General features: G+C 49.0%; 16 protein-coding genes. 7 read left to right on the top strand and 9 right to left on the bottom strand.

Annotated elements, in window-relative coordinates:
• The 3 genes from J2W69_RS05670 to dapA are packed head-to-tail and all read right to left on the bottom strand — an operon-like array spanning position 1 to position 3426.
• Complete coding sequence (locus tag J2W69_RS05670; RefSeq protein ID WP_310275463.1) at positions 1–1497, bottom strand: aldehyde dehydrogenase (NADP(+)); 1497 nt, start codon at positions 1495–1497, stop codon at positions 1–3.
• Positions 1497–2498, bottom strand: coding sequence for a 4-hydroxyproline epimerase (locus tag J2W69_RS05665; protein WP_310275461.1), 1002 nt, complete (start codon positions 2496–2498; stop codon positions 1497–1499). Before J2W69_RS05665 ends, J2W69_RS05670 begins: the two co-directional genes overlap by 1 nt.
• 4 nt (positions 2499–2502) lie before the next feature.
• Entirely contained in the window at positions 2503–3426 is a 924-nt protein-coding gene (dapA, locus tag J2W69_RS05660) for a 4-hydroxy-tetrahydrodipicolinate synthase (protein WP_310275459.1), read from the bottom strand.
• Between the two features lie 79 nt (positions 3427–3505).
• Here dapA and J2W69_RS05655 point away from each other — a divergent pair, with 79 nt between their 5' ends.
• The 5 genes from J2W69_RS05655 (at position 3506) to J2W69_RS05635 (ending at position 13953) form a co-directional block, all read left to right on the top strand.
• Complete coding sequence (locus tag J2W69_RS05655) at positions 3506–4735, top strand: NAD(P)/FAD-dependent oxidoreductase (protein WP_310275457.1); 1230 nt, start codon at positions 3506–3508, stop codon at positions 4733–4735.
• Positions 4736–4825: 90 nt separating this feature from the next.
• On the top strand, positions 4826–7789 hold the full coding sequence (locus J2W69_RS05650; RefSeq protein ID WP_310275455.1) for a TonB-dependent receptor: 2964 nt from the start codon (positions 4826–4828) through the stop codon (positions 7787–7789).
• Positions 7790–7841: 52 nt separating this feature from the next.
• Positions 7842–9533, top strand: coding sequence for a collagenase (locus J2W69_RS05645; protein ID WP_310275453.1), 1692 nt, complete (start codon positions 7842–7844; stop codon positions 9531–9533).
• Positions 9530–10945, top strand: coding sequence for a peptide MFS transporter (locus J2W69_RS05640; protein WP_310275451.1), 1416 nt, complete (start codon positions 9530–9532; stop codon positions 10943–10945). The genes J2W69_RS05645 and J2W69_RS05640 overlap by 4 nt, the downstream gene beginning before the upstream one ends.
• Before the next feature lie 275 nt (positions 10946–11220).
• Positions 11221–13953 (top strand): M9 family metallopeptidase, encoded by a 2733-nt coding sequence (locus J2W69_RS05635; RefSeq protein ID WP_310275449.1) that lies wholly within the window; start codon positions 11221–11223, stop codon positions 13951–13953.
• 52 nt (positions 13954–14005) lie between these two features.
• Here the strand turns inward: J2W69_RS05635 and J2W69_RS05630 are convergent, their stop codons facing one another.
• Positions 14006–14677 carry a GntR family transcriptional regulator gene (locus J2W69_RS05630; RefSeq protein WP_310275447.1) on the bottom strand — a complete coding sequence of 224 codons (672 nt, stop codon included), beginning with the start codon at positions 14675–14677 and terminating at the stop codon, positions 14006–14008.
• A gap of 122 nt (positions 14678–14799) precedes the next feature.
• Here J2W69_RS05630 and J2W69_RS05625 point away from each other — a divergent pair, with 122 nt between their 5' ends.
• Positions 14800–15870, top strand: a complete 1071-nt coding sequence (locus J2W69_RS05625) for a M24 family metallopeptidase (RefSeq protein WP_310275445.1) — start codon at positions 14800–14802, stop codon at positions 15868–15870.
• A 134-nt stretch (positions 15871–16004) separates the two neighbouring features.
• Positions 16005–17489 carry an NAD-dependent succinate-semialdehyde dehydrogenase gene (locus J2W69_RS05620; RefSeq protein WP_310275443.1) on the top strand — a complete coding sequence of 495 codons (1485 nt, stop codon included), beginning with the start codon at positions 16005–16007 and terminating at the stop codon, positions 17487–17489.
• Positions 17490–17552: 63 nt separating this feature from the next.
• On the opposite strand, the gene J2W69_RS05615 is transcribed toward J2W69_RS05620, so the two are convergent.
• From J2W69_RS05615 to J2W69_RS05595, 5 genes are all read right to left on the bottom strand, one after another.
• On the bottom strand, positions 17553–17996 hold the full coding sequence (locus J2W69_RS05615; protein WP_310275441.1) for an anti-virulence regulator CigR family protein: 444 nt from the start codon (positions 17994–17996) through the stop codon (positions 17553–17555).
• A 201-nt stretch (positions 17997–18197) separates the two neighbouring features.
• Positions 18198–18467, bottom strand: coding sequence for a DUF2442 domain-containing protein (locus tag J2W69_RS05610; RefSeq protein WP_310275439.1), 270 nt, complete (start codon positions 18465–18467; stop codon positions 18198–18200).
• 3 nt (positions 18468–18470) lie between these two features.
• Entirely contained in the window at positions 18471–18728 is a 258-nt protein-coding gene (locus J2W69_RS05605; RefSeq protein ID WP_310275437.1) for a DUF4160 domain-containing protein, read from the bottom strand.
• A gap of 348 nt (positions 18729–19076) precedes the next feature.
• On the bottom strand, positions 19077–20096 hold the full coding sequence (locus J2W69_RS05600; protein ID WP_310275435.1) for a LacI family DNA-binding transcriptional regulator: 1020 nt from the start codon (positions 20094–20096) through the stop codon (positions 19077–19079).
• Between the two features lie 37 nt (positions 20097–20133).
• Positions 20134–21579: an MFS transporter gene (locus J2W69_RS05595; protein WP_310275433.1), complete on the bottom strand. Its 1446-nt coding sequence runs from the start codon at positions 21577–21579 to the stop codon at positions 20134–20136.
• Positions 21580–21606: the final 27 nt, after the last annotated feature.

The raw sequence follows: 21606 nt of genomic DNA, 5'->3' as shown, positions 1-21606 counted from the left end.
TTAATCCAGATCCGGCATATTCTGATAACACACAGGCCTTAAAAATCGCTGCAGGGAATTACCGCCTACGGCACTGACTCTGCTGTCTGTGGCTGCCGGGAAAGGACCGCCGTGCTGCATTGCTGCAGACACTTCAACCCCTGTTGGCATCATATTGGCGATAAGACGGCCAGCCTTTAATTCCATTTGCCGGATCAGCGCCTTATGTTGTTTAAGCTCATCTGGCTCTGCAAAAAAGCTGCTGGTTAACTGACCTGCAAACAAGGTCGCCAACATTTGCATTTGAGTGACATCCTGACATACCACCAGGACTGTGGCCGGACCAAAAATTTCTTCCATCAGCGAAGGCTGGCTTACGACCACAGGGCTGTCCGTTAAAAACACCCTGAGCCTGCGATCACAGCCCAGTTCCTCTCCAACTCCTTCTGCCAACAGCTCAACCCCGGCCATTTGCCTGAACTGCTCTGCGGTTTTGCTGTAACCCGCTGCAATTTTGGCACTGAGTAAAGGCCCAGCCTGCTGGGCACTGACCAGCTCTCTGAGCTTTTGTAAAAACTTCTGCAATGCCGGACCCTGAGGTAACAAGACCAGACCGGGTTTGGTGCAAAGCTGGCCCTGACTCTGACTGACAGAGTGCACCAGCATCTCAGCCAGCCGTTCTGGCTGTTGATCCAGATATCCTGGCAATACAAACACAGGATTAAGCGAACCCAGTTCCGCATAAAAGGGCACAGGTTCAGCCCTTTGTTGCAACAGGCGGGCAAAATGTAATCCCACCTGCTGAGAACCGGTAAAAGCCACAGCTTTAATTTTGGGGTCCAGCAGTAACTGCTCTGCACTCTGGTAATTTCGTGCCTGGATCAGGTTAAAGACTCCGGCTGGCATAGCACAAAACTCCGCAGCTCTGGCTATAGCTCTGGCCACCAGTTCTGAAGTGGCGGGATGAGCACTATGGGCTTTTACTATCACAGAACAACCTGCCGCCAAAGCCGCAGCACTGTCTCCACCAGCTACTGAAAAAGCCAGTGGAAAATTACTGGCAGCAAACACCAACACAGGCCCAAGCGGAACCTGCCTGAGTTGTAAAGCAGCTTTAGCCACAGGCTGGCGTTCAGGCAAAGCGGCATCGTTGATGGGCGCTAACTTCACCAGTTCAGCCGCCAGAAAACTCAGTTGAAAACAGCTTCGTTGCAGCTCAGCTTCCACCCTGCTTCTGCTCAGTGCTGTTTCAGCCATGACCACCGGGATCAATTCGTCCGCACAGGCTTTGAGTTCAGCCGCAATACGTTGTAAAAAATCCGCCCTCTGCTGTGCTGGCAATTGGCGATATTGTTCAAAGGCCATCCCAGCCGCACTGGTCACCTGGTGCAACTGCTCAGCACTGGCTTCGGCAAAAGAATAAGCTAAAGCTCTGGATTTGGCCGGATCAAAAGACTGAATGCCCTCCTCCGTCTGACCACACCAGTGGCCCGCTATATACTGTTGTCCGCTAATCATCATTTCACCTCAAAGCCATACGCATAGGGATCTGTGTTATCCACCTGGATCTGATTAAAACCATAAACTTTGGCCCAGCCTTCAATGGAAGGGATAATGGCAGGATGACCTGCTACTTCGGTTTCTGCTTCAATACGGCCGGTAAACTGACTGCCAATAATACTTTCATGCACAAAGCTGTCCCCCAGCTTTAACAAACCTTTGCTGAACAGCTGAGCCATACGGGCACTGGTGCCTGTGCCACAAGGCGATCTGTCTATGGCATTTTCGCCGTAAAACACCGCATTAGCTGCATCAGAGCCCGGATTTCTGGCTTTGCCTGTCCATTGCACATGCCGTATGCCTCTGATACTGGGATCCAAAGGATGCACCACCTCAAAAGCCGCATTGACGGCCTGACGTACTAAAGGGCTATACCGTAAAACTTCAGCAGCACTCCAGTGTTCCAGGCCGGGGAAATTAGGCTGCGGCTCAATAATGACGTAAAAGTTGCCACCATAAGCCACATCAAAACGGATGTCGCCCAGCTCAGGTACATGCACACTGGCATCCTGAATGGCGAGATACGAAGGAACATTGCGGATTTTCACAGAGCTGACTTTACCGTCCTGCTGCTGGTAATGGATCTGCACCTGACCTGCAGGCACATCCAGCACCAGCTCTCCGGGCTTTTTGGGCTGCAGCAAACCCTGCTCCAAAGCAGCTGTGACTGTTCCTATGGTGCCATGGCCACACATTGGCAGGCAGCCGCTGGTTTCAATAAACAACACCGAAGCGTCGGCATTGTCTGAGCAGGCCGGGTATAAAAAGGAGCCAGACATCATGGCATGACCTCTGGGCTCAAACATCAGAGCCTGACGGATCCAGTCAAAGCGTTCGATAAAATCCAGTCGCTTTTCACTCATGGTTCGACCCCGTAACTCAGGGTGGCCGCTGGTCACCAGGCGGACAGGGTTACCGCAGGTATGAGCGTCTATGCAAAAAAATGTTCCTTGTATCATCAGCTTACTCCGCTGCGGTCGTGGATAAAGCCTGCAGATCCGGTCTGCTGGCCAGTGCTGTAGCCACCACTTGTTCTACATAACGCCGCTCTTCTCCTGCCAGTGTTAAACGGGGTAAACGCACATTTTCATGACCCCGCCCTACTATCTGCTCCGCCAGCTTGATGCATTGCACCAGAGTAGGCACTGTATCCAGACGCAACAAAGGCATAAACCAGCGGTACAACTCCCTGGCTTCGGCCAGCCGGCCTTGCTGAGCTAAGCGAAATAAGGTGACAGACTCACGGGGAAACACATTGGTTAAACCAGAGATCCAGCCTGTAGCACCAAGCAGCACAGACTCCAGCGCTATATCATCCACGCCGCAGAAAATGACAAAACGCTGGCCGAATCTCTGATACAACTCACTGATACGGCGGGTGTCAGTGGTAGATTCTTTAATAGCCACAATATTGGGCTCTTCCGCCAATATCGCCATCATATCCAGATGAATATCCACGCCATAACTGACCGGATTGTTGTACACCATAATGGGCAATTTAGTGGCTCTGGCCACCAGTTGATAATGCGTCAGCACTTCCCTGTCCGTGCCGCGGTATACCACTGCTGGCAATAACATAATGCCATCCACACCAATTTGTTCGGCGGCTTTGACATAATCAATGGCCTCGCCTGCACTATGTTCAGTGCAACCAGCAATCACCGGAATGCGGCCATTAACAGTGCGTACTGTATGCTGCAGAAATTCCCGTTTTTCTGCTGAAGTTAAAGACGCATTTTCCCCCACAGTACCCAAAACGATAATGCCGTTGATCCCATCCTCAATCAGTTGCTCCAGCATTCTTCTGTTGGCCTGATAGTTAATAGATCCATCTTCATAAAACTGAGTCGAGATTGCCGGGTAAACCCCTTGCCATTTGTGGTGCATATTTTTTTCCTCTTTGGTTGCGATCGACAAAAGAATATTGTATACAATCTACAATATCAAGTATTTTTAGGATCCATTGATGCAACAAGTCACGATCATAGGGGCAGGAGTTATAGGTTTAACCACAGCTGTGTTTTTACAGCAGGCTGGTTTTCAGACCTTATTACTGGATCAGGCCGGGCCTGGTTCTGGCTGCTCCAGGGGCAATGCGGGGCATTTTGCTACTGAACAGGTATTTCCATTGGCCCAGCCATCTTTGCTGAAGCAACTGCCCGGCATGTTAGTAGACCCTGTTGGCCCACTCAAACTCAGGGCAAATTATTTGCTGCAATCTTTACCCTGGTTTGGCCGCTTTCTCGCCAATATGAGCAAAAGCAAACGCCTTGCCCATCAACAGGCATTAAGTCAGCTCAATCACCAAAGCATACGCAGCTGGCAAACACTGCTGGAGCTGTGCCAGCTTTCCGATCAAATCCAGTACCAGGGCGCTTTACTGGTCACAGAACAACACAACAGCAAAGAGCTGCAATCTTGTTACCAGAGTTTCCGTCAGGCAGGTATAGATGTCAGCTGGCGGGACAAAGCAGCTTTGCAGCAACTTGAACCTGAACTCAGCGGCTCCTTAACAGCAGCACTGGATTTTACCGAAGTGGCGCACAGCCCGGATCCTTACCTGCTGTGTCAGCTGTTGTTTGATAAATTTTGCCAATTGGGAGGCCAATGGCAACAAAGCGCAGTGCAGCACATCAGTGTCAGACCACAAGGGATCCAGATCCAGGCCGGACAACAGCAGATTGTCAGCAAGCAACTGGTGATAGCGGCTGGCGCCCATTCAGGTCAATTCACCAAACAGCTGGGCTGGACTGTGCCACTGACTGCAGAGCGGGGTTACCATTTGATGGTACAACCCATAGCACTGAAACGTCCGGTCAGCTCACTGGAACGCAAGTTTATTATGACCCCTATGCATCAGGGGCTGCGGCTGGCCGGAACTGTCGAATTTGCCGGGCTGAACTCGGATCCAGACTACCGCAGAGCCCTGATATTAAAACAGCATGCCGAAGCTCTGCTGCACCAGCCTTTACAAGCCAGTGACACAGCCCGGCCCTGGGCTGGCAACCGGCCTTCCTTACCCGACTCTTTACCTGTGCTCGGCCCCTGCCCTGTGCATAAAGGGGTGTTTTATAACTTTGGTCATCAGCATCTGGGCTTAACCCAGGCTGCATTTTCGGCCGAGCTGCTGACCAGTCTGTTTCGTGCTTTACAACCTGCGATTTCACTGACGCCGTACCGGATCAACAGGTTCTAGTTTTTTCAGCAGTTGCCTGACAGCTGCTGAATTTTTGCATCCGTGCAAAAACATAAAATATACAATATCCATAATACAAAAAGAGGATTTATGAACAAGCTCAACAGGGGTAACTTATTTAAACTTTCATTGCTGGCCGCCTCATTGCTGCTGAGTCTGGGCACCCTATCAGTGCAGGCTCAGGACAATACAACGGGCATGCTCAAAGGGGTTGTCAATCAAACCTCAGGGCAAACCAGTATCACCCTGACGCACAAAAGTCAGGGCTTCAGCCGCACAGTGCAAAGTAACGCACAAGGCGAATACATACTGCGAGCCTTACCTGTAGGTGAATATCAGCTCAAAGTTCAGCAAAATAACCAGACAGTGCTGGATAACTACAGTATTCAGATCAAACTGGGCCAAACCGTCATTTTTAACCCTGTGCTGGGAGGCGCAGAAAACATAGAACGTATTGCAGTTCAGGGCAGCATGATCCGCCAAATAGACACCTCAGACTCTACTGCAGGTTTAACCTTTGATCAGGTCACTTTGGACAAAATGCCCGTCAATACCGGCTTTGAAAACATAGCCTTGCTGACACCAGGTGTTTCCCGCAGCTCTGAGTTTAAGGCTTCCAGCTTTGGTGGCGCTTCCTCAGCTGAAAATGGTTACTTCCTCAATGGCATGAATATCAGTGCACTGCGTACAGGTATAGGTGCAGTGGATCTGCCATGGGAAGCTATAGCTCAGACTCAGGTTAAAACAGGTGGCATTTCCGCTGAATACGATCGTTTTATCGGTGGTGTGGTCAATGCAATAGCCCGCTCTGGTGGTAACGATTTTGAGTTTGGCGCTGAATTAAGATACGACCCTGCTGCGTTGTTTTCTGCCCATGACTCGGTGTACAAAGAAAATGGCAGCTTTGCTATTAACAATGAAGAGTACGAAAACAGTTTTCACGAAGCCAACATCTGGGCCAGCGGCCCTTTGATCCAGGACAAATTGTTTTTTTATGCCCTGCTCAACCCACGTCGCTATCAGTCGGAATACGCCAACTCTGCAGCCACTGCATTCACCAATCACAGTAAAGATGAAGACCGCTGGTTCCTGAATATGGACTGGTATATTACCGATGATCATGTGCTGACGGTCACAGCACTCGACAATACTGTGGATAACAGTTATCAGAATTACAAATGGACCACTGCTGATGGTCGTGGTGAAAATACAGGCCTGACCCAAAGCGGCGCAGGTGGCAAAATGTATTCGGCCCGTTATCAGGGCTTTATCACAGATGAGCTGTCCGTCTCAGCTACGCTAGGCCGGGTTGAAGACACTACCCACACCAAACCCACCAATACTTTTCCCGGCATCTGGGATTATGTCAACCTGAATGGTCAGCGTTATGGCGACTGGACCACCAACAATCTGGTCAGCGAAGCCTATCAACGCGATCAGTTCAGACTGGATCTGACCTATACACTGGATAACCATACTTTGCAGTTTGGTGTGGATGCCGAGCAGTTAGATGTGGATTATCTGGAATTCCAGAATGGTGTCGGCGATGCGCGCGGCTGGTGGGAATACCGTACTTACACCGCCATTCCACGGATAGACCTGCCAGCCGGTACTTATGTGCGGCAGCGTCAACGTGATGTAGGAGGTAAAACCGAAGTTAATTCTTTGGCTTTTTATCTGCAGGACAGCTGGCAGATCAATGATTCGCTGGTGCTCAATGCCGGGCTTCGTTACAGCAGCTTCGAAAATACCGCCAGTACAGGTGAAGCTTATCTGGATTTAGAACAACAAATTGCGCCACGTCTGCAATTGATCTGGGATCCATCAGCAGACGGTAACAGTAAAATTTTCACCACTTTTGGTCGCTACTACCAGCCTATTTCAGCCAACATGAATATCAAACAGGCCAGCGGGCAAAAAGATGTGCATTTTTATTATTTGCCTGATCAGCTGAACCCGGATGGGACTTTGGTACTGAATGCGGATGGTTCACCAAGCCACGGTAATTTAGTGGCAACCAATGTGGTCCAGAGTGGTGCTGTGGATGTGGATCGTATAGCAGCTGATGATCTGGGCCCTATGTACTCTGACGAATTCACCTTAGGTTATGAGCGACAACTGGATGACAATCTCAAAGGAGGGGTGCGTTTTGTCTACCGCGAACTGAAACAATCTATTGAAGACTCCGATCTCGGGCCTGTCGTTGCGAAATGGCTGGAACAAAACAATATAGAAAACAACGCCAATGAATATTACTTCTATACCCTGTTAAACCCGGGTAAAGATGTCACATTCTTTTATGATTTTGATTTAGACGGAATAAAAGAAAAAGTACAGCTGTCGGCAGAGGATTTACGTTTACCTAAACCTGAACGTAAATACCTGGCCTGGGAGTTTAACCTGGAAGGTAAACCCACAGACAATCTGCAACTCTGGGCATCTTACGTCTTGTCACACAGCTGGGGCATGACAGAAGGTTTGGTGCGTACAGACAACGGTCAGGCCGATCCGGGCTGGACCACCTCCTATGACTATGCCGATTTAATGGACCATGGCAGAGGCAATTTACCTAACGATCATCGCCATGCGCTGAAACTCAGTGGTATTTACCAGTTAGCCGAACAATGGGATCTGGGTTTTGTTGCCAGAGCCACATCAGGCTCGCCGCTGAATAAATTCAGTATCCACCCTTCAGGAGTGGACACCTGTCAGGAACCCAGTTTATGGGCGCAGTGGTGTGCCAGCCAATGGTATAACGAAGCCTCATTCTACGACTGGGATGGAACACCAGCCCCACGAGGCTCGGCAGGCAGCCTGAAATGGCTGTATGAGTTTGATCTGTCGCTGACGTATCACACTCAACTGGCTGATGGCGATCTGACATTAAAAACCACTGTCTATAACCTGTTTAACTTCGACACCCCTATGAATGTCAACGAAGTGGCACAAATCACCAGAACCGATGGCAGCTTTGCCGCTAACCCGGACTGGAATAGCCCAACGGCTTTGCAAAGCAACCGTCTTGTGTCTTTTGTGGTGCGTTACCAATTCTGATCCGGCTCAGGCCTTTGCTGTGGCAAAGGCCTTTTTAATGATGAATCCAAAAATGAAACTTCACACTTTTGTTTTCTTTCTGCTGTGCTGCTGGTCAGCCTGGCCAAATTTAGTTCAGGCGCAAAACCATTCAGCGTTTTATCCTGCGCTGCAGCAATTGCAACACAGTCTGCAGCAAAACCCTCTGTCTGAAACCGGGGTAACTCCGGCTTTACAACTGCTACGGCATTTGTCTTACCAGCACCCAGTGACAGAGATGCCTGCAACTGAACTAAAATTGCTGCACCAACTGCTGCAACAACTCAGTCAACAGCCAGAGTTCAGCCAAAGCAAGCTGCCTGGCTGGCGCTTGCAGGAACACTATGCAGTGCTGCTGTACCGTTTTTACCCTGACACTGAACTCAAGCCGCTTTGGCCTGAACAACTAAAACCTCTGCTGCCGCTATTGCAGCAGGAGCTGATCTTATCCGACGAACTGCAGCAGCATTACAGCTGGTGGGAGCTGATCCGTAGCCTGGCATTTGGCCTCTATTATGGCCGTTCAGATCCGGACTTAGCCCAGGCTTTGTTGCAACTAAAGCCCGCCAGCCTCTTGCTACAATTAGCGCCGCTAAGCCAGAGCTGGCAATTACAGCACCTGCTGTGGACTATGGCCTATCTGCATCCACTAATGGGTGAGGCAGAACAAAAGCAGTTGGATCAGCAGGTTCTGGCTGTATTGCAACACCACAAACATCTGAGTCCGACAGAGCAGAAACAACTCTTTAGCCAGCTCTATCTGGTGAACTCTTTCAGAGTCAGAGACAACTGCGAACAGGAGTTTGTCGGCCACTGCCTTTATCCGGACCTGACACAAGCTTTGCCGCTGAATTATCACTGCTCTGAGCGTTTGAAAATCCGGGCTAACAACATCACAGAATCTCAGCTCAAACAGAGCTGTGAGCAACTGCAAGGGCTGGAGCATAAGTTTCATTCATTGCTCGATACCCAACAACAGCCTGTCGCCAATGATCTGAATCAGCAACTGGAAGTGGTAATTTTTGACCATTACAGCGACTACAACCTGTATGGCTCCCTGCTGTTTAATATTCATACCAACAATGGCGGTATGTATATTGAAGGTACCCCTTCGGATCCAGACAATCAGGCCCGCTTTTTTAGCTTCCAGCATTTCTGGCAACAAGACTTTGCGGTCTGGAACTTAGAGCATGAATACATCCATTATCTGGATGGCCGTTTTGTAAGTTATGGCCCTTTTGAGCATTTCCCGGCACAAATGGTCTGGTGGAGCGAAGGCCTGGCAGAACTGATAGCCAAAGGCCAGCACAATGACAAAGCCAGAGAACTGCTGGCAAAAACCAAAGCAGAAGAACGCCCTTCGTTAGAACAAATTTTTGCAACCCGCTATACGGATGGTCTGGATCTGACTTACCGCTGGTCTTACTGGGCCTGGTTGTTTCTTCAGCAACAGCAGCCACAACAGCTCAGACGGTTAAAACGGCATTTGAGTCAGGACTTTTTTGCCGGTTACCAGGGACTGTTGCAACAACTGGCTTCCAGCTCAGAGTTGCAGTTTCAGCAGTTTTTACAACAGCAGGTCTCCCAACCAAAAACAGAAGCCACAGCAGCCCTCTACCTCGGAAAATACCTGTATCGCAGTTATTTGCAGCCCGCTCATTTACCGGTCAGCGCTGAACATTTTCATCGGCTGAAGCAGGATGAACCACAAAAGGCTCCCCTATGAACTCCAGTTCACCCCCACAGTACCTGGGCCATCCCAGGGGCTTATTTTTATTGTTTGGTACAGAAATGTGGGAACGTTTCTCTTATTACGCCATGCGGGCTTTGCTGGTGCTGTATTTAACAGATCAGGTCAGCAGCCATGGCGGCGGACTGGGCTGGGACACAGCCCGTGCCTTGCAACTTTATGGCAGCTTTACCATGTGTGTGTATTTAACTCCGGTGCTCGGTGGTTATCTGGCGGATCGTTACCTCGGGCAACGGCAGGCCGTGCTGGCGGGTTCTCTGTTGATGGCTTGTGGTCAGTTTATGCTGGCCGTACCTCCGCAGTGGTTCAGCCAGCCCGACCTGTTGTTTTACCTGGGATTAACTGCACTGGTGGCAGGCAACGGTTTATTTAAGCCCAATATTTCCACTATGGTGGGCGACCTGTATCACGACAAAGATCCACGCAGAGACAGTGCCTACACCATTTTTTATCTGGGTATTAATTCAGGCATGTTTCTGGCGGGTATAGCCGTAGGTTTGACCATTGAGCAGTTTGCTTATCAGGTGGACGGACAGGCATATCGAAATTATCAGGCTGGTTTTTTGCTGGCGGGCATAGGCATGCTGCTGGCTTTTGTCCTGCATTTTTTGCTGGCGCCGGGCTGGTTAGGTGAGATTGGGCTCAAACGCAATCTGCAGATTTCAGCCTCGCCTGTTTTGCCACTGACGGCTGAAGAACAAAGCAGATTAAAATCTTTATTGCTGCTGGGTTTGTTTACCGTCATTTTTTGGGCTGGTTTTGAACAGGCCGGAGGCTTAATGACCATTTATGCCGACCGTTTTGTCGACAGAGAACTCTGGGGCATGGAACTGAACCCCACTTATTTTCAATCGCTGAACCCATTTTTTATTCTGGTTTTTGCGCCAATACTGGCAGGAATTTGGTTAAAAGCCGGTGATCGGGGCCCCAGTGCCCAGCAAAAATTCGTGCTGGGTTTACTTTTTCTCAGTGCTGGTTTTGTGTGCCTGGTGCTGGCAGGTTTGCAGTATCAGAGCGTCGGCAAAGCCAGTTTATGGTGGCTGGTACTGGCTTATTTATGTCACACCCTCGGCGAGCTCTGTATTTCTCCTGTGGGTTTATCTATGGTCAGCCGGCTGGCACCACTGCGGATGGCTTCACTGGTGATGGGGATCTGGTATCTGTTTATTGCCATGGCCAATAAAGTGGCAGGCTGGTGTGGTGCTCTGATCGGCACCCAGCAGAATTCGGCCGAACAGATGCAACAAAATGCCATGGCTATCTTTGCCGGTTTTGCCATTACAGCAGCAGTTTCAGCTCTGGTGTTATGGCTGCTGTCCGGCCGCCTGCTGCTGTGGATCCAACAAGGAGAGCTGAATAGTCAGGCAAAAGCTGAACCCGGCACCTGACGGCTTCTGCACCGGAGCTGTTTTTTTAGTGGCAGCCCCGGTGTCAGTACAACTACAGATTCACAGTTTGCTATCGGTATTTTTTCCGTCCAGTTGCCCCTTTGCATCCAGCGTCAACCGCCGCAGTTCAAGCCCACCATCTGACACTTGTGACATTACAACGCCAAATAAGTTATATATTTATTAATTAAATATTGTATACAGAATATCATATGCTATTTTAAGTTGGCCTCTGGGCAAATTTTAATCAAAATAAAATCACAGGATCTAACAACATGAAAAAATCCAGTCTATTGCTGAGCCTGCTCGTGGGTTCAACCGCTGTGTGGGCGCTAAGCCCATTCAGTGCCGCAGCACATCAGCACCACCAATCCAGTCCGGAGCGACAGAGCTCTGAGCTGGAGCATGGCATTCCTGAACTTCAGGCGCCTTTGCCTCCCCGCAAAGTGTCGCCTTATCAGTTTGAACAACAGCAACAAAACCTGAAAAAAACACCAAGCGTCAGTGCCAAAGTGCAGGTACAAAAAACCGCACTGCAAAGCAGCAGCTGTACCAGCCCGGCTCAATTGCTGCCACTGCAGGACCAGGCTCTGATCCAGGCCATAGAGAGTGCCAATCTGACCAGTTGCTTATATGGCTTATACAACGCTAACTTTCTCAATAGCGACTATTTCACCGACAGCAAACTGCTGACTATTGTGCAAGCCATCCACAACAGGATGGCGCAGTTTGATGGCTCTGATGCTACTGGTGCGGCCGAACTGGAAAAGCTGGTGACTTACCTGCGTGCCGCTCATTGGGTGGGATCAGCTTCAGGCCGCGAATATCAAAGCAACTATCTGCAACAACTACAGCAGGTCTTTGATCAGTATTTTGCCGGTGAGCATTTCGTTCGATTTGACGGCGCTTCGTCACGCAACTTTATGTTGCGTTACGAGATGCTGGTACTGGTCAACAGTTCAGGCACCAACAACCTGCGATACCTGCGCCGTTTCAGCCAGGCGATTAAGGGTTATGCCAGTACGGTCAATCGGCAGAATAACTGGGGGGTTGGCTATGAAGAAAATGGCATGACCCAGTTGCTGACCCATTATTTTAATGCCAGCAATAGCAATGCAACTGCATTACAACAACTGGTCACTACACAACCGGATATTATCACCAATCTGCGTGATTTTGTCTTAAGTGACGGGCTTTGGCTGGTTGGCCATACCCGTGAATACCAATGGGCCGATGCGGTGACAGAACTGGGCCGTTTTTTAAAGTTCGGTGGCGCTGTTGCCGACTCAGTTCGTCCGGCCATGCAAAGCATTTTATCCAGCTATAGCTTTGGGGGCACAGGTTCAAAAGGCTGGGTAAACGCCCAGCGTATGGTCAGTATTTATGATCAGGCGAACTGTGCTTCCTATGGCGAGGCTTGTGCCTTTGATTTGGAAGCCACAGTATTATCCGGACAACATATTTGCAGTGACTCCTTAGAAGTACGTTTTCAGCCCCCTGTCAGCACTGGCAATTTGCAACAAATCTGTCAGCAATTGCATGGTCAGGAGCAGCAGTTTCACCTCGAGTTTGGCACTAATGCCAACAGCCCGGTCAGCAATGATCAAAATTCTGCGCTGGAGATTGTGATTTTTAACTCCTCTGCTGAATATCAGAATTATGCCGGCAGTTTTTTTGGTATAGATACCAACAACGGCGGCATGTACCTTGAAGGCACACCTTCAGATCCGGCAAATCAGGCGCGTTTTATTGCTTATCAGGCCACCTGGTTGCAACCTGAGTTTGTCGTCTGGAATTTAAACCACGAATATATCCATTATCTGGATGGCCGCTTTAACCAGTGGGGCAGTTTTAGCGATCAACCAGCTAATTTAGTCTGGTGGGGTGAAGGACTGGCGGAATATCTGTCGATAGGCGATGACAATCCAAAAGTCGTCGATATCATTGCCAATAAAACCTACAGCTTAAGTCAATTATTCCAGACCACCTATGCCAATAGTAATACCGAACGTACTTATTATTGGGGTTATCTGGCGACTCGTTTTATGTTTGAACGCCACAGAGATTTAATAGATAACCAGTTGCTGCCAAGCATGCGCGCTGCCAAATATTATATTTCAGACCTGCCATGCAGCTTTGACTGGGGCTGGCGCAGCAAATCTGAAGCCATAACCAACCAGTGGAGCTGGTTATATGACGACAGTGCTAACTCCGAAGGCAATTGGGTATGGACCTGCGGTCAAATGCAAGATCCTAATGTACCAGAGCTGCCACCTTATACCCCGTACAGCGCTATTCTGGCCGCATGGGGCAGCAACTTTGATCAGGAATTTGATCAATGGCTGGACTGCCTGCTGACGTCTGAAGACTGCAGCCAGACAGAACCTGCCATACCGCTTTTGCTGAATGGTCAGCCTGTGGCTATTTCAGGCCTTAAGGACAGCGAACAACACCTCAAGATTGAATTGCCTGCCAATGCTTATGATTTGAGTATCGTCAGCTCAGGTGGAACTGGTGATTTGGACTTGTATGTGCGCAGCCAGCAACAAGCCAGCCTCAGCGAATGGGATTATCGTCCTTACGCCATTGGCAACAGAGAAAAAGTGGACGTATTGCAGCCAACAGGCGACTATTTTGTCATGGTGCATGGGTATCGTGACTTTAACGCAGCCAGTCTGACCGCCAGTTGGAAAGAAGGAACCTTGTCACAGTTACAGCAATGGTCAGGCCTGAGCAGTACTTCTGCTGTTTATCAGTGGGTCTGGGTTCCGGCTCATGCCAAAGCTTTATATTTTACCCTGAGCGGCGGTACTGGTGATGCACAGTTGTATGTGAAACGTGTTGGCTGGCCAGCACCAAATAACTATGATGCGGCTTCCAGTATCAGCAGAGGCACCAGCCAGAAAATAACAATGAGTTCTGTTGTACCAGGCAGCTATTACCACATTATGGTGAATACAGTGCAAGGTTTTAACAATGTAGAACTGAAAGTACTGATGGTGGAATAAGGTCGAACATATAAAACTGCAGGGCCGTGCTTAGGGCCCTGCATTCACTGAGTTATTGACCCGCGTCGGCATCCAGCTTTTGCACCAGTTGGTTAATTTCATGGGCAGCGCCAAGAATATGCTGCTTTAGCACCACACAAGCTTGCTCCACCTTGCGCTGACGGCACAAGTCCAGCAACTGTACATGCTCAGGCCCGGCTTTGGTTACTCCACCAGCCAGCATCAGGTGTACCCTGATATATCGGTCTGAGTTACTGTTCAGGTTTTGCACCATTTCAAAGGTCAAAGGCCGGTTGGCCGCTCTGTATAAACTCAGATGAAAACGGCTGTTCAGTTCACTCCAGGTTCCTGAGGTGGCAGATTGCTGATAAGCGTCATTCATCTGCTGCAAAATAAGTTCGGTTTGATCCAGTTCAGCATCTGTCAGTTTAGGGATCGCCAGCCGTAATAACTCAGTCTCCAGTAAAGCTCTTAACTCAAACAGCTCTGTCACCTGTTCTGCGGATAATTTTGTGGCTGTGGCGCCTTTATGAGCTTCAAACTCAACTAATCCTTCAGCTTCAAGTTGCAACAAGGCTTCACGTATAGGGATCCGGCTTACTTTCAGCTCGTCCGCCAACGCAGCCTGACGTAAAGGTTCACCTGCTTTAATTTCCCCTTTCAGGATTTTTTCCCTGATAGCTTCCACCACAACCTGAGTTCGGGTTTTGTATTCAATGACCATGACGTTGTTCTTGTTTACTGTACATAGTATGCAGTATATCAAATGCCGATCCTCTGTCGACCATAGACTTTAGTTGCAGCCCCACAAGCATTGGGATATTGTATACAAAAAAGAGGTATTCCATGCGTTTAGAACTATTTCGCCAGCAAATGAAAAATCAACAGGCCGATGCTGTGTTGGTGACTGAACCACTGAATGTGCGCTATTTATCTGGTTTTACCGGCTCTGCCGGACAGTTATTAATCACCGCAGAGCAGGCGATCCTGATCACCGACTATCGTTATATTGAACAAGCTCAAACTCAGGCCACTGCTTTTCAGTGTTACTGCCGTGACCGTGCCCGCCAGAGTTTGGGTCAGGCCATCAGCGCACTGCTGACCAGCCAACCTGCTCAGCTCCAACTGGATTACGATCAGGTACCAGTTGCCTTGTATCAGCAGTTGCAACAGGAGTTGTCTTGTACTCTGGCCGATTCCAGGCAAATCACAGAACAACTCAGGGCCATCAAAGATCCCCAAGAGCTGGCGGCTATCCGTCAGGCCGCAGCCATTGCCGATCAGGCTCTGAGCTGGTTATTGCCTCAACTCAAACCCGGTGTGTCTGAACAACAGGCCGCACACTGGCTTGAACAACACCTACTGGCTTTAGGTGCAGAAGCTCTGGCCTTCCCCACTATATTGTTGTCAGGACCACGCACTGCCCTGCCTCATGGCAAACCTTCAGAGCGGCGGTTTCAGCAGGGGGACTGGATCCTGATCGACTTTGGTGCTCAGGTTCAGGGTTATAAATCAGATATGACCCGCAGCTATGTGCTGGGCAAAGCCAGCCCACAACAACAAGACTTTTATCAGACGGTAGAGCGGGCGCAACAAGCGGCTTTAGCTGCTGCCAAAGCCGGGATCCGGGCCGATCAACTGACAGAGGTAGCGCAGAAAATCTTAGCTGACTCCGCCTTTTTTGCTTATGCAGGCGAAGGCTTAGGCCACAGTATTGGGCTGGCGCTGCATGAACAGCCTCTGATGCGTTATGGTTGCCAGCAGATACTGATGCCCGGAATGGTGGTGACTATTGAACCTGGTTTGTATTGGCCAGGCTTTGGGGGGGTGCGGCTGGAAGACGATATACTCATTACTGCTGAAGGGGCAGAACTGCTTAGTCATAGCCCCAAACCTATGGAGTTGCCATTAGAGTAAAGCCATAAAAATGAGCTTACTTTTATCGCTTTAATCCAACAGAGCGCTGTACCCTCAGCGCCCTCTGCTTTGCTTCGCATTTGCAGTACTTTGAGGCTACACTGGCTGTGCCTGAAAACTCCAGAGCTAAGCCCATGACAAATCAAACAAATAGCGTTTTTTCGCAACTCAAAGACAGCAGTCTGGTGCATCACAGCAGTTATATAGCCGGACAATTCCACAGCGGCCGCAGTGGTCATTTTGCGGTGCATAATCCAGCGGATGGCGCTTTGCTGGCGTTAGTGGCTGAAGCAGGAGCTACAGAAGCAGAACAAGCAGTCACAGCGGCCGCTGCGGCTTTTCCTGCCTGGTCTGGTCTTACGGCAGCAGAACGTTCTGCCAAGCTTATGCGCTGGTATCAATTGATGTTGGATCACCAGCAAGACTTAGCCTGTATTTTAACTTTGGAGCAAGGCAAACCCTTAGAGGAAGCCGCGGGCGAAATTGGCTATGGCGCCTCTTTTGTCAGCTGGTTTGCTGAAGAAGCCAAACGCATGAATGGCGATATTATTCCGGCGGCTAAAACCAGCCAGCACATTCTGGTGCTAAAACAAGCCATAGGCGTAGTAGCTGCTATTACGCCATGGAATTTCCCGAACGCGATGATTTTACGCAAAGCCGCAGCGGCTTTAGCTGCAGGTTGTACTTTTGTGGTAAAACCCGCTGAGCTCACACCTTTATCGGCTTTGGCTTTAGCTGAACTTGCCAGCCGTGCCGGTATTCCGGCTGGAGTTTTTAATGTAGTCACAGGCACAGATGCCAAAGCTATAGGTCAGGTGCTGACCAAAGACAGCCGTGTGGCTAAATTCAGTTTTACCGGCTCAACCCCTGTCGGCAAAACCTTACTGGCGCAGTGCGCTTCTACCGTAAAAAAAGTCTCGATGGAGCTGGGGGGCAATGCGCCTTTTATTGTATTTGACGACGCAGATTTACCAGCAGCAGTGCAGGGTTTACTGGCCGCTAAATTTAGGAATGCCGGTCAAACCTGTGTTTGTGTCAATCGTGTTTTTGTACAGCGCCCTGTCTACGATGCCTTTTTAGCTTTGCTGATTAAAGCCACAGCGCCGCTAAAACTGGCCTCTGGTTTGGAAGCAGGTTGCCAGATAGGGCCACTGATTAATCAGGCCGCTGTGGATAAAATAACCCGCTTGTTGGATCAGGCGCTGGATCAGGGCGCAGAACTGCTGTTAGGCGGCGCTATTGATGCCGACTTAGGGCCGTTGTTTTTCCAGCCCACTATAGTCACAGACGTCACTCCCGGTATGCAAATCAGCCAAACCGAAATTTTTGGCCCTGTGCTTTGTATCAGCGTTTTTGATACTGAGCAAGAAGCAATAGAGCTCTCCAACAATACGCCCACAGGCCTTGCCAGCTACTTTTACTGCCGTGATATAGGCCGGATTTTCCGTGTCGCCAAAGCCCTTGAATACGGCATGATAGGTGTGAACGAAGGTTTAATTTCCAATGCAGCCGCGCCTTTTGGTGGCGTCAAAGAGTCAGGTTTAGGCCGCGAAGGTTCCAGTTATGGTTTGGATGATTTTACTGAATTGAAATATATCTGTTTGGGCGGCTTGAGTTGAGTAGATAGTGGGCTGAGTGCATCAAGCTAAAAGCCCGGTAGTTATGCCGGGCCTTAATTAAAATCAGTTTAATACATCAATCAATATGTCCGTGATCACCGCTGTGGCAATAGAGACTAATACTATATCTGTGCCAACCACTTGCCATTCATAACCTGGATGTTGTGGCAGTTCAGCGACCATAGCCTTAGGTACAGACTTCTTAGCAATACCTGGTGGCAGTGGTTTGCCTTTCGCCAGGTTTTTACGAATACCTGGTGGCAAAGCACTTTGGCCTGTCAGTTGATATCGTGTTGCCAAAACTCGCGCATCACTCACACTGATCCCAGCGCTGACGCTGAAGTCTGCCGGATCAAGTTCAGTGACCTTATCTTTACCTTGATGTTTTGCCTGTTTTTCAACCGTTTTGGCTTTATGTTTATGGTCTTGTTTATCGTCAGACGCCATCACCTGCTGTGTTAACAAGGGTGCTATCAAAGCAACCCACAATGTAGTTCGAGCATTCATGTTGTTTGGCCTTAAAATTCAGTTGTTCTTTAGCATAGCCCTGCAAACTGGATGCTGGCTGAATGAAGTGAGTATGGGGCCGCATCTGAATGGGGATTTTAAGGCTGTAGTGGGAAATAATTTTTTAGCATTGCCAGCAAAAAGTTAGCTGTTTACGCTAACCACAAGACCTTAACCTGTGGGCAGTCCTCTATCTAAGGATCAAAGCTGCGGTACTGTCCGCGTTGGCTGACTTTGTTTGTTATGCAAGCCTTTAAGAAACTCTGGAGCCAGATCTGCACCGTTCGGCCAAACAACAGTCTCAAGCTCCGGATCAACCGATAGCTTTCGGAAAACAGCGATTTCCTTCAGCGGCTCAAATACAGGCCCGTTTAGTTCGCCATCCAAATCGACTTCACCAGAAGTGCCATCATCAAAGGCTACCCAAATTTTGTAATCTGCCACGTATTTTGCAGACTTTATATGCAACATAATTTACTCCAGCGGCGCAATGTAATTAAGAGGCTCCCCAGCTCTGGCTCGACGCCAGTTTTCTTCCAGTTCGGTTTTGTGTAATCCTATCCACTCTTCAACAAAGATAGCAGCTCGTTTGGGTAATTCCCCTTCCAATATGGTTCCATCAAATGCAAACAGCGCTTCATAGCCTGAATATTTTGCATGAAAATGCGGCGGATTGTGATCATTAAAATACATGGCAATCAAAATCCCGTAAAAACGACTGATCACTGGCATTGTCTGTATCCCTTAGAAAGGCCTTACCTCATGATATTGCATCAACGCTGGGAGTCAAATCCGGTATAAGGCAGAACAGCTTTAACTGGCCCCAAGGGGACAAACAAAGTTAGTATAAAGCGACCTCTAATGGGGATTTGGTGCCAGTGGTCGGAATGGTTTCTATCGTTGGTTGATAAGACAAAAAAATTAAACATGACGCACTATGCAAGATCTGACTCTACGGGTTTCGGATGAAAATGCACCAAGCGAGCGTTAGGAATATTTTTCTGCAGAATAATTAGTTCTTCCGCTGCCTCAACTTCGGTTGTGAAACAGACGAGGCACTTTGCATCAGCCCCATAAATTTCATAAGCACCGGCTTTGTGGCGCATCTGCCACTGAATCCCTTTCCACCAATTGCGGTATAAATAAATGCGTGCGGCTTTCAGGCTCAATGCTGGTGTCGCTGAGTTGTATTGCCAGCTTGGTGGCGTAGCTGGCCATTTCTTCGACTGGGTAATGCATAGTGGTTAAACGTGGGCGGCAGGCGCGGCTGACTATTAAGTCGTCAAAACCTATGACTGATACATCCTCCGGTACACGCAGGCCTGCGGCAAATAAGGCGTGAATAGCGCCTATGGCCATTAAGTCGTTGTAGGCTAAAAGTGCGGTGAATTTAATGCCTTTATTCAGTAAGGCCTGCACTGCTTGCTCGCCACCTTCCATATTGGCGGTGGATTCTTCAATAGCAGCTTCGGCTAAGTGCAAACCAGCCAGTTTTAGTGATTCACGAATGCCCTGCAAGCGAAAACCCGGGTCGCCGTTTTGGTAAATACTGGTGATCACCGCAAAGTTTTTATGACCTCTATTGATCAAATAATCTGTGGCCTGACGCGCGCCAGCCACGTTATCCAACCAGACACAACGGTTGGCGATAGCGGGCATATAGCGGTTGATCAGCACCAGCCCGGGGATTTCTTTTGCTAGCTTTAATAAGGTTTTTTCATCTGAGTATTCGCTGTGCAGAATAATAGCCTGACAGTTGTGATCCCGCAGTGAATCAATAGCTTCCTGCTCCGATTTGGTCTCGTATAACGAGTTACTCATCAGCAGTTTGTAGTTGTTTTCACGTGCACCTTTTTCGACACCACTGGCTAAGCTGCCAAAAAATGGCATCGACAGTTTAGGTGTAACCACGCCCAGCGTATTGGTGGTTTTGCTGACCAGAGCTCGGGCATTGCTGTTGGGTCTGTAGCCTAATTCGGCTATGACTTTTTTCACCCGCGCACGGCAGGCTTCGCCCACCTGATGACCATCGTGGATCACCCGGGACACCGTAGCTATAGACACCCCAGCTACTTTTGCTACATCTTTGATTGTGACCATAATTTTTTCTTTTTATTGTTTGCTTATCAACAGCGAATTAAATGGATTCTGAACCCTGATTTTGATCTTTTGTTTTAGCTAATGCCAGACTGATTTGCTGGCTACCTTGGGCATCCAGATGATAACCCCGCACTATCAGCAAAGAACACAAGGCGAACAGCATAGTGCCTAGCGCTAAAATAACCCGCATAGCGAAAATACTGTCCGGGTTTTGTGCTGCGGCTTGCTGTGCATCAAAACCAATCAGGTTGAGTGACAAACCTGCTATCAATAGTGCCAGTGCTGCACTTAAACTGGTGACCCAGCTATGAATAGCCACAAAGACCCCTTCGCGGCGCTGGCCATGTTTTAGCTCATCTTCATCACATAAATCCGCCATCATAGAGGGGATTAACATGGTCATAGCAGTCCAGGCTGCGGTACACAAGAGCGCATCTAACCAAATCCAGCCGTAGCCCTCTGGCGTAAAAATAAACCACTTGCAGGCACCACCTGCTAAAGTCACGGCATAAATCAGCTGCATCGCTTTAATTTTGCCAACACGGGATGATAAAGCATAGATCAGCGGCACTGTCAGAAAACCAAAAGCGGCATAGGCCATCGACAACCAGCCTTTAAAAATTGCGCCCTGAGCTATATCGCCATCGGCAATAAAATACACCAGCAAGTAATAATCCATACTGGCAGTAAAAGCGCCGCCTGCCATCTGTAGCACAGTTAACAGCAATAACACCCGTAAACCTTTGTTTGATTTCAGAGTTTTTAAGCTTTGTCCTAAAGTCACAGGCGGAAAAGTCACAGCGGAGCGGTGTACCACTTCTTTGCTGTAACAAGCCGCTAAAGTACCCAGCAGGCCAAAAATAAATAAGGCGACACCCCAGCCGACATAACGAATACCAACAAAAACCGAACTGAATATCGCCAGTTGTGCCAGCGGAAATAACCACTGATACAACAAAGAACCCAACTTCAGAAAATAGGTAGTAAAGCCCATAATTTCAGTGCGCTGATGATAATCCGGGCTCATTTCATAGGATAAACAGGTCATAGGCACGGACATAAAAGTGGCAGCTACATAAAACAGCAGGGAAAAAACCACAAAATACAATAGATGAGCCAGTTCGCCCCAGCCTGAAGGCACCATCCAAATCAAACCAAAAAACAGACAACAGGCCCAGCTGGCCACCAGAATAAAAGGCCGTCTGCGGCCAAAACGGCTTTGATAATGATCAGATAAATGCCCGACCCAGGGGCCTAATAAAGTGCCAAGCAACAAAGGTAAAGTAAGAGCAAGCCCGAGTAAAAATGGGTCTACCCCCAGGGTCATTTGATAAAAAGGAATAGCCAGCACACTGACACTTTGCTGGGCAAAAAACATCGCAAAAAAGCCAGCGCCAAGCGCCAGCTTTTGAGTGCCCGAGACCCGTATCGATCCTGATGTCGATGCAGACGGTGTTGTGCTTTGGTGCAGTGGCTTTGCCATAGCACTCCTGTGCTGAGGGATAAAATC

Origin of the sequence: Rheinheimera soli, assembly GCF_031457405.1 — a bacterium.
In the GTDB taxonomy this organism is placed as follows: domain Bacteria; phylum Pseudomonadota; class Gammaproteobacteria; order Enterobacterales; family Alteromonadaceae; genus Pararheinheimera; species Pararheinheimera soli_A.
Note: the sequence above shows the minus strand (reverse complement) of the source record. Positions and strands in the feature narration are given on the sequence as shown.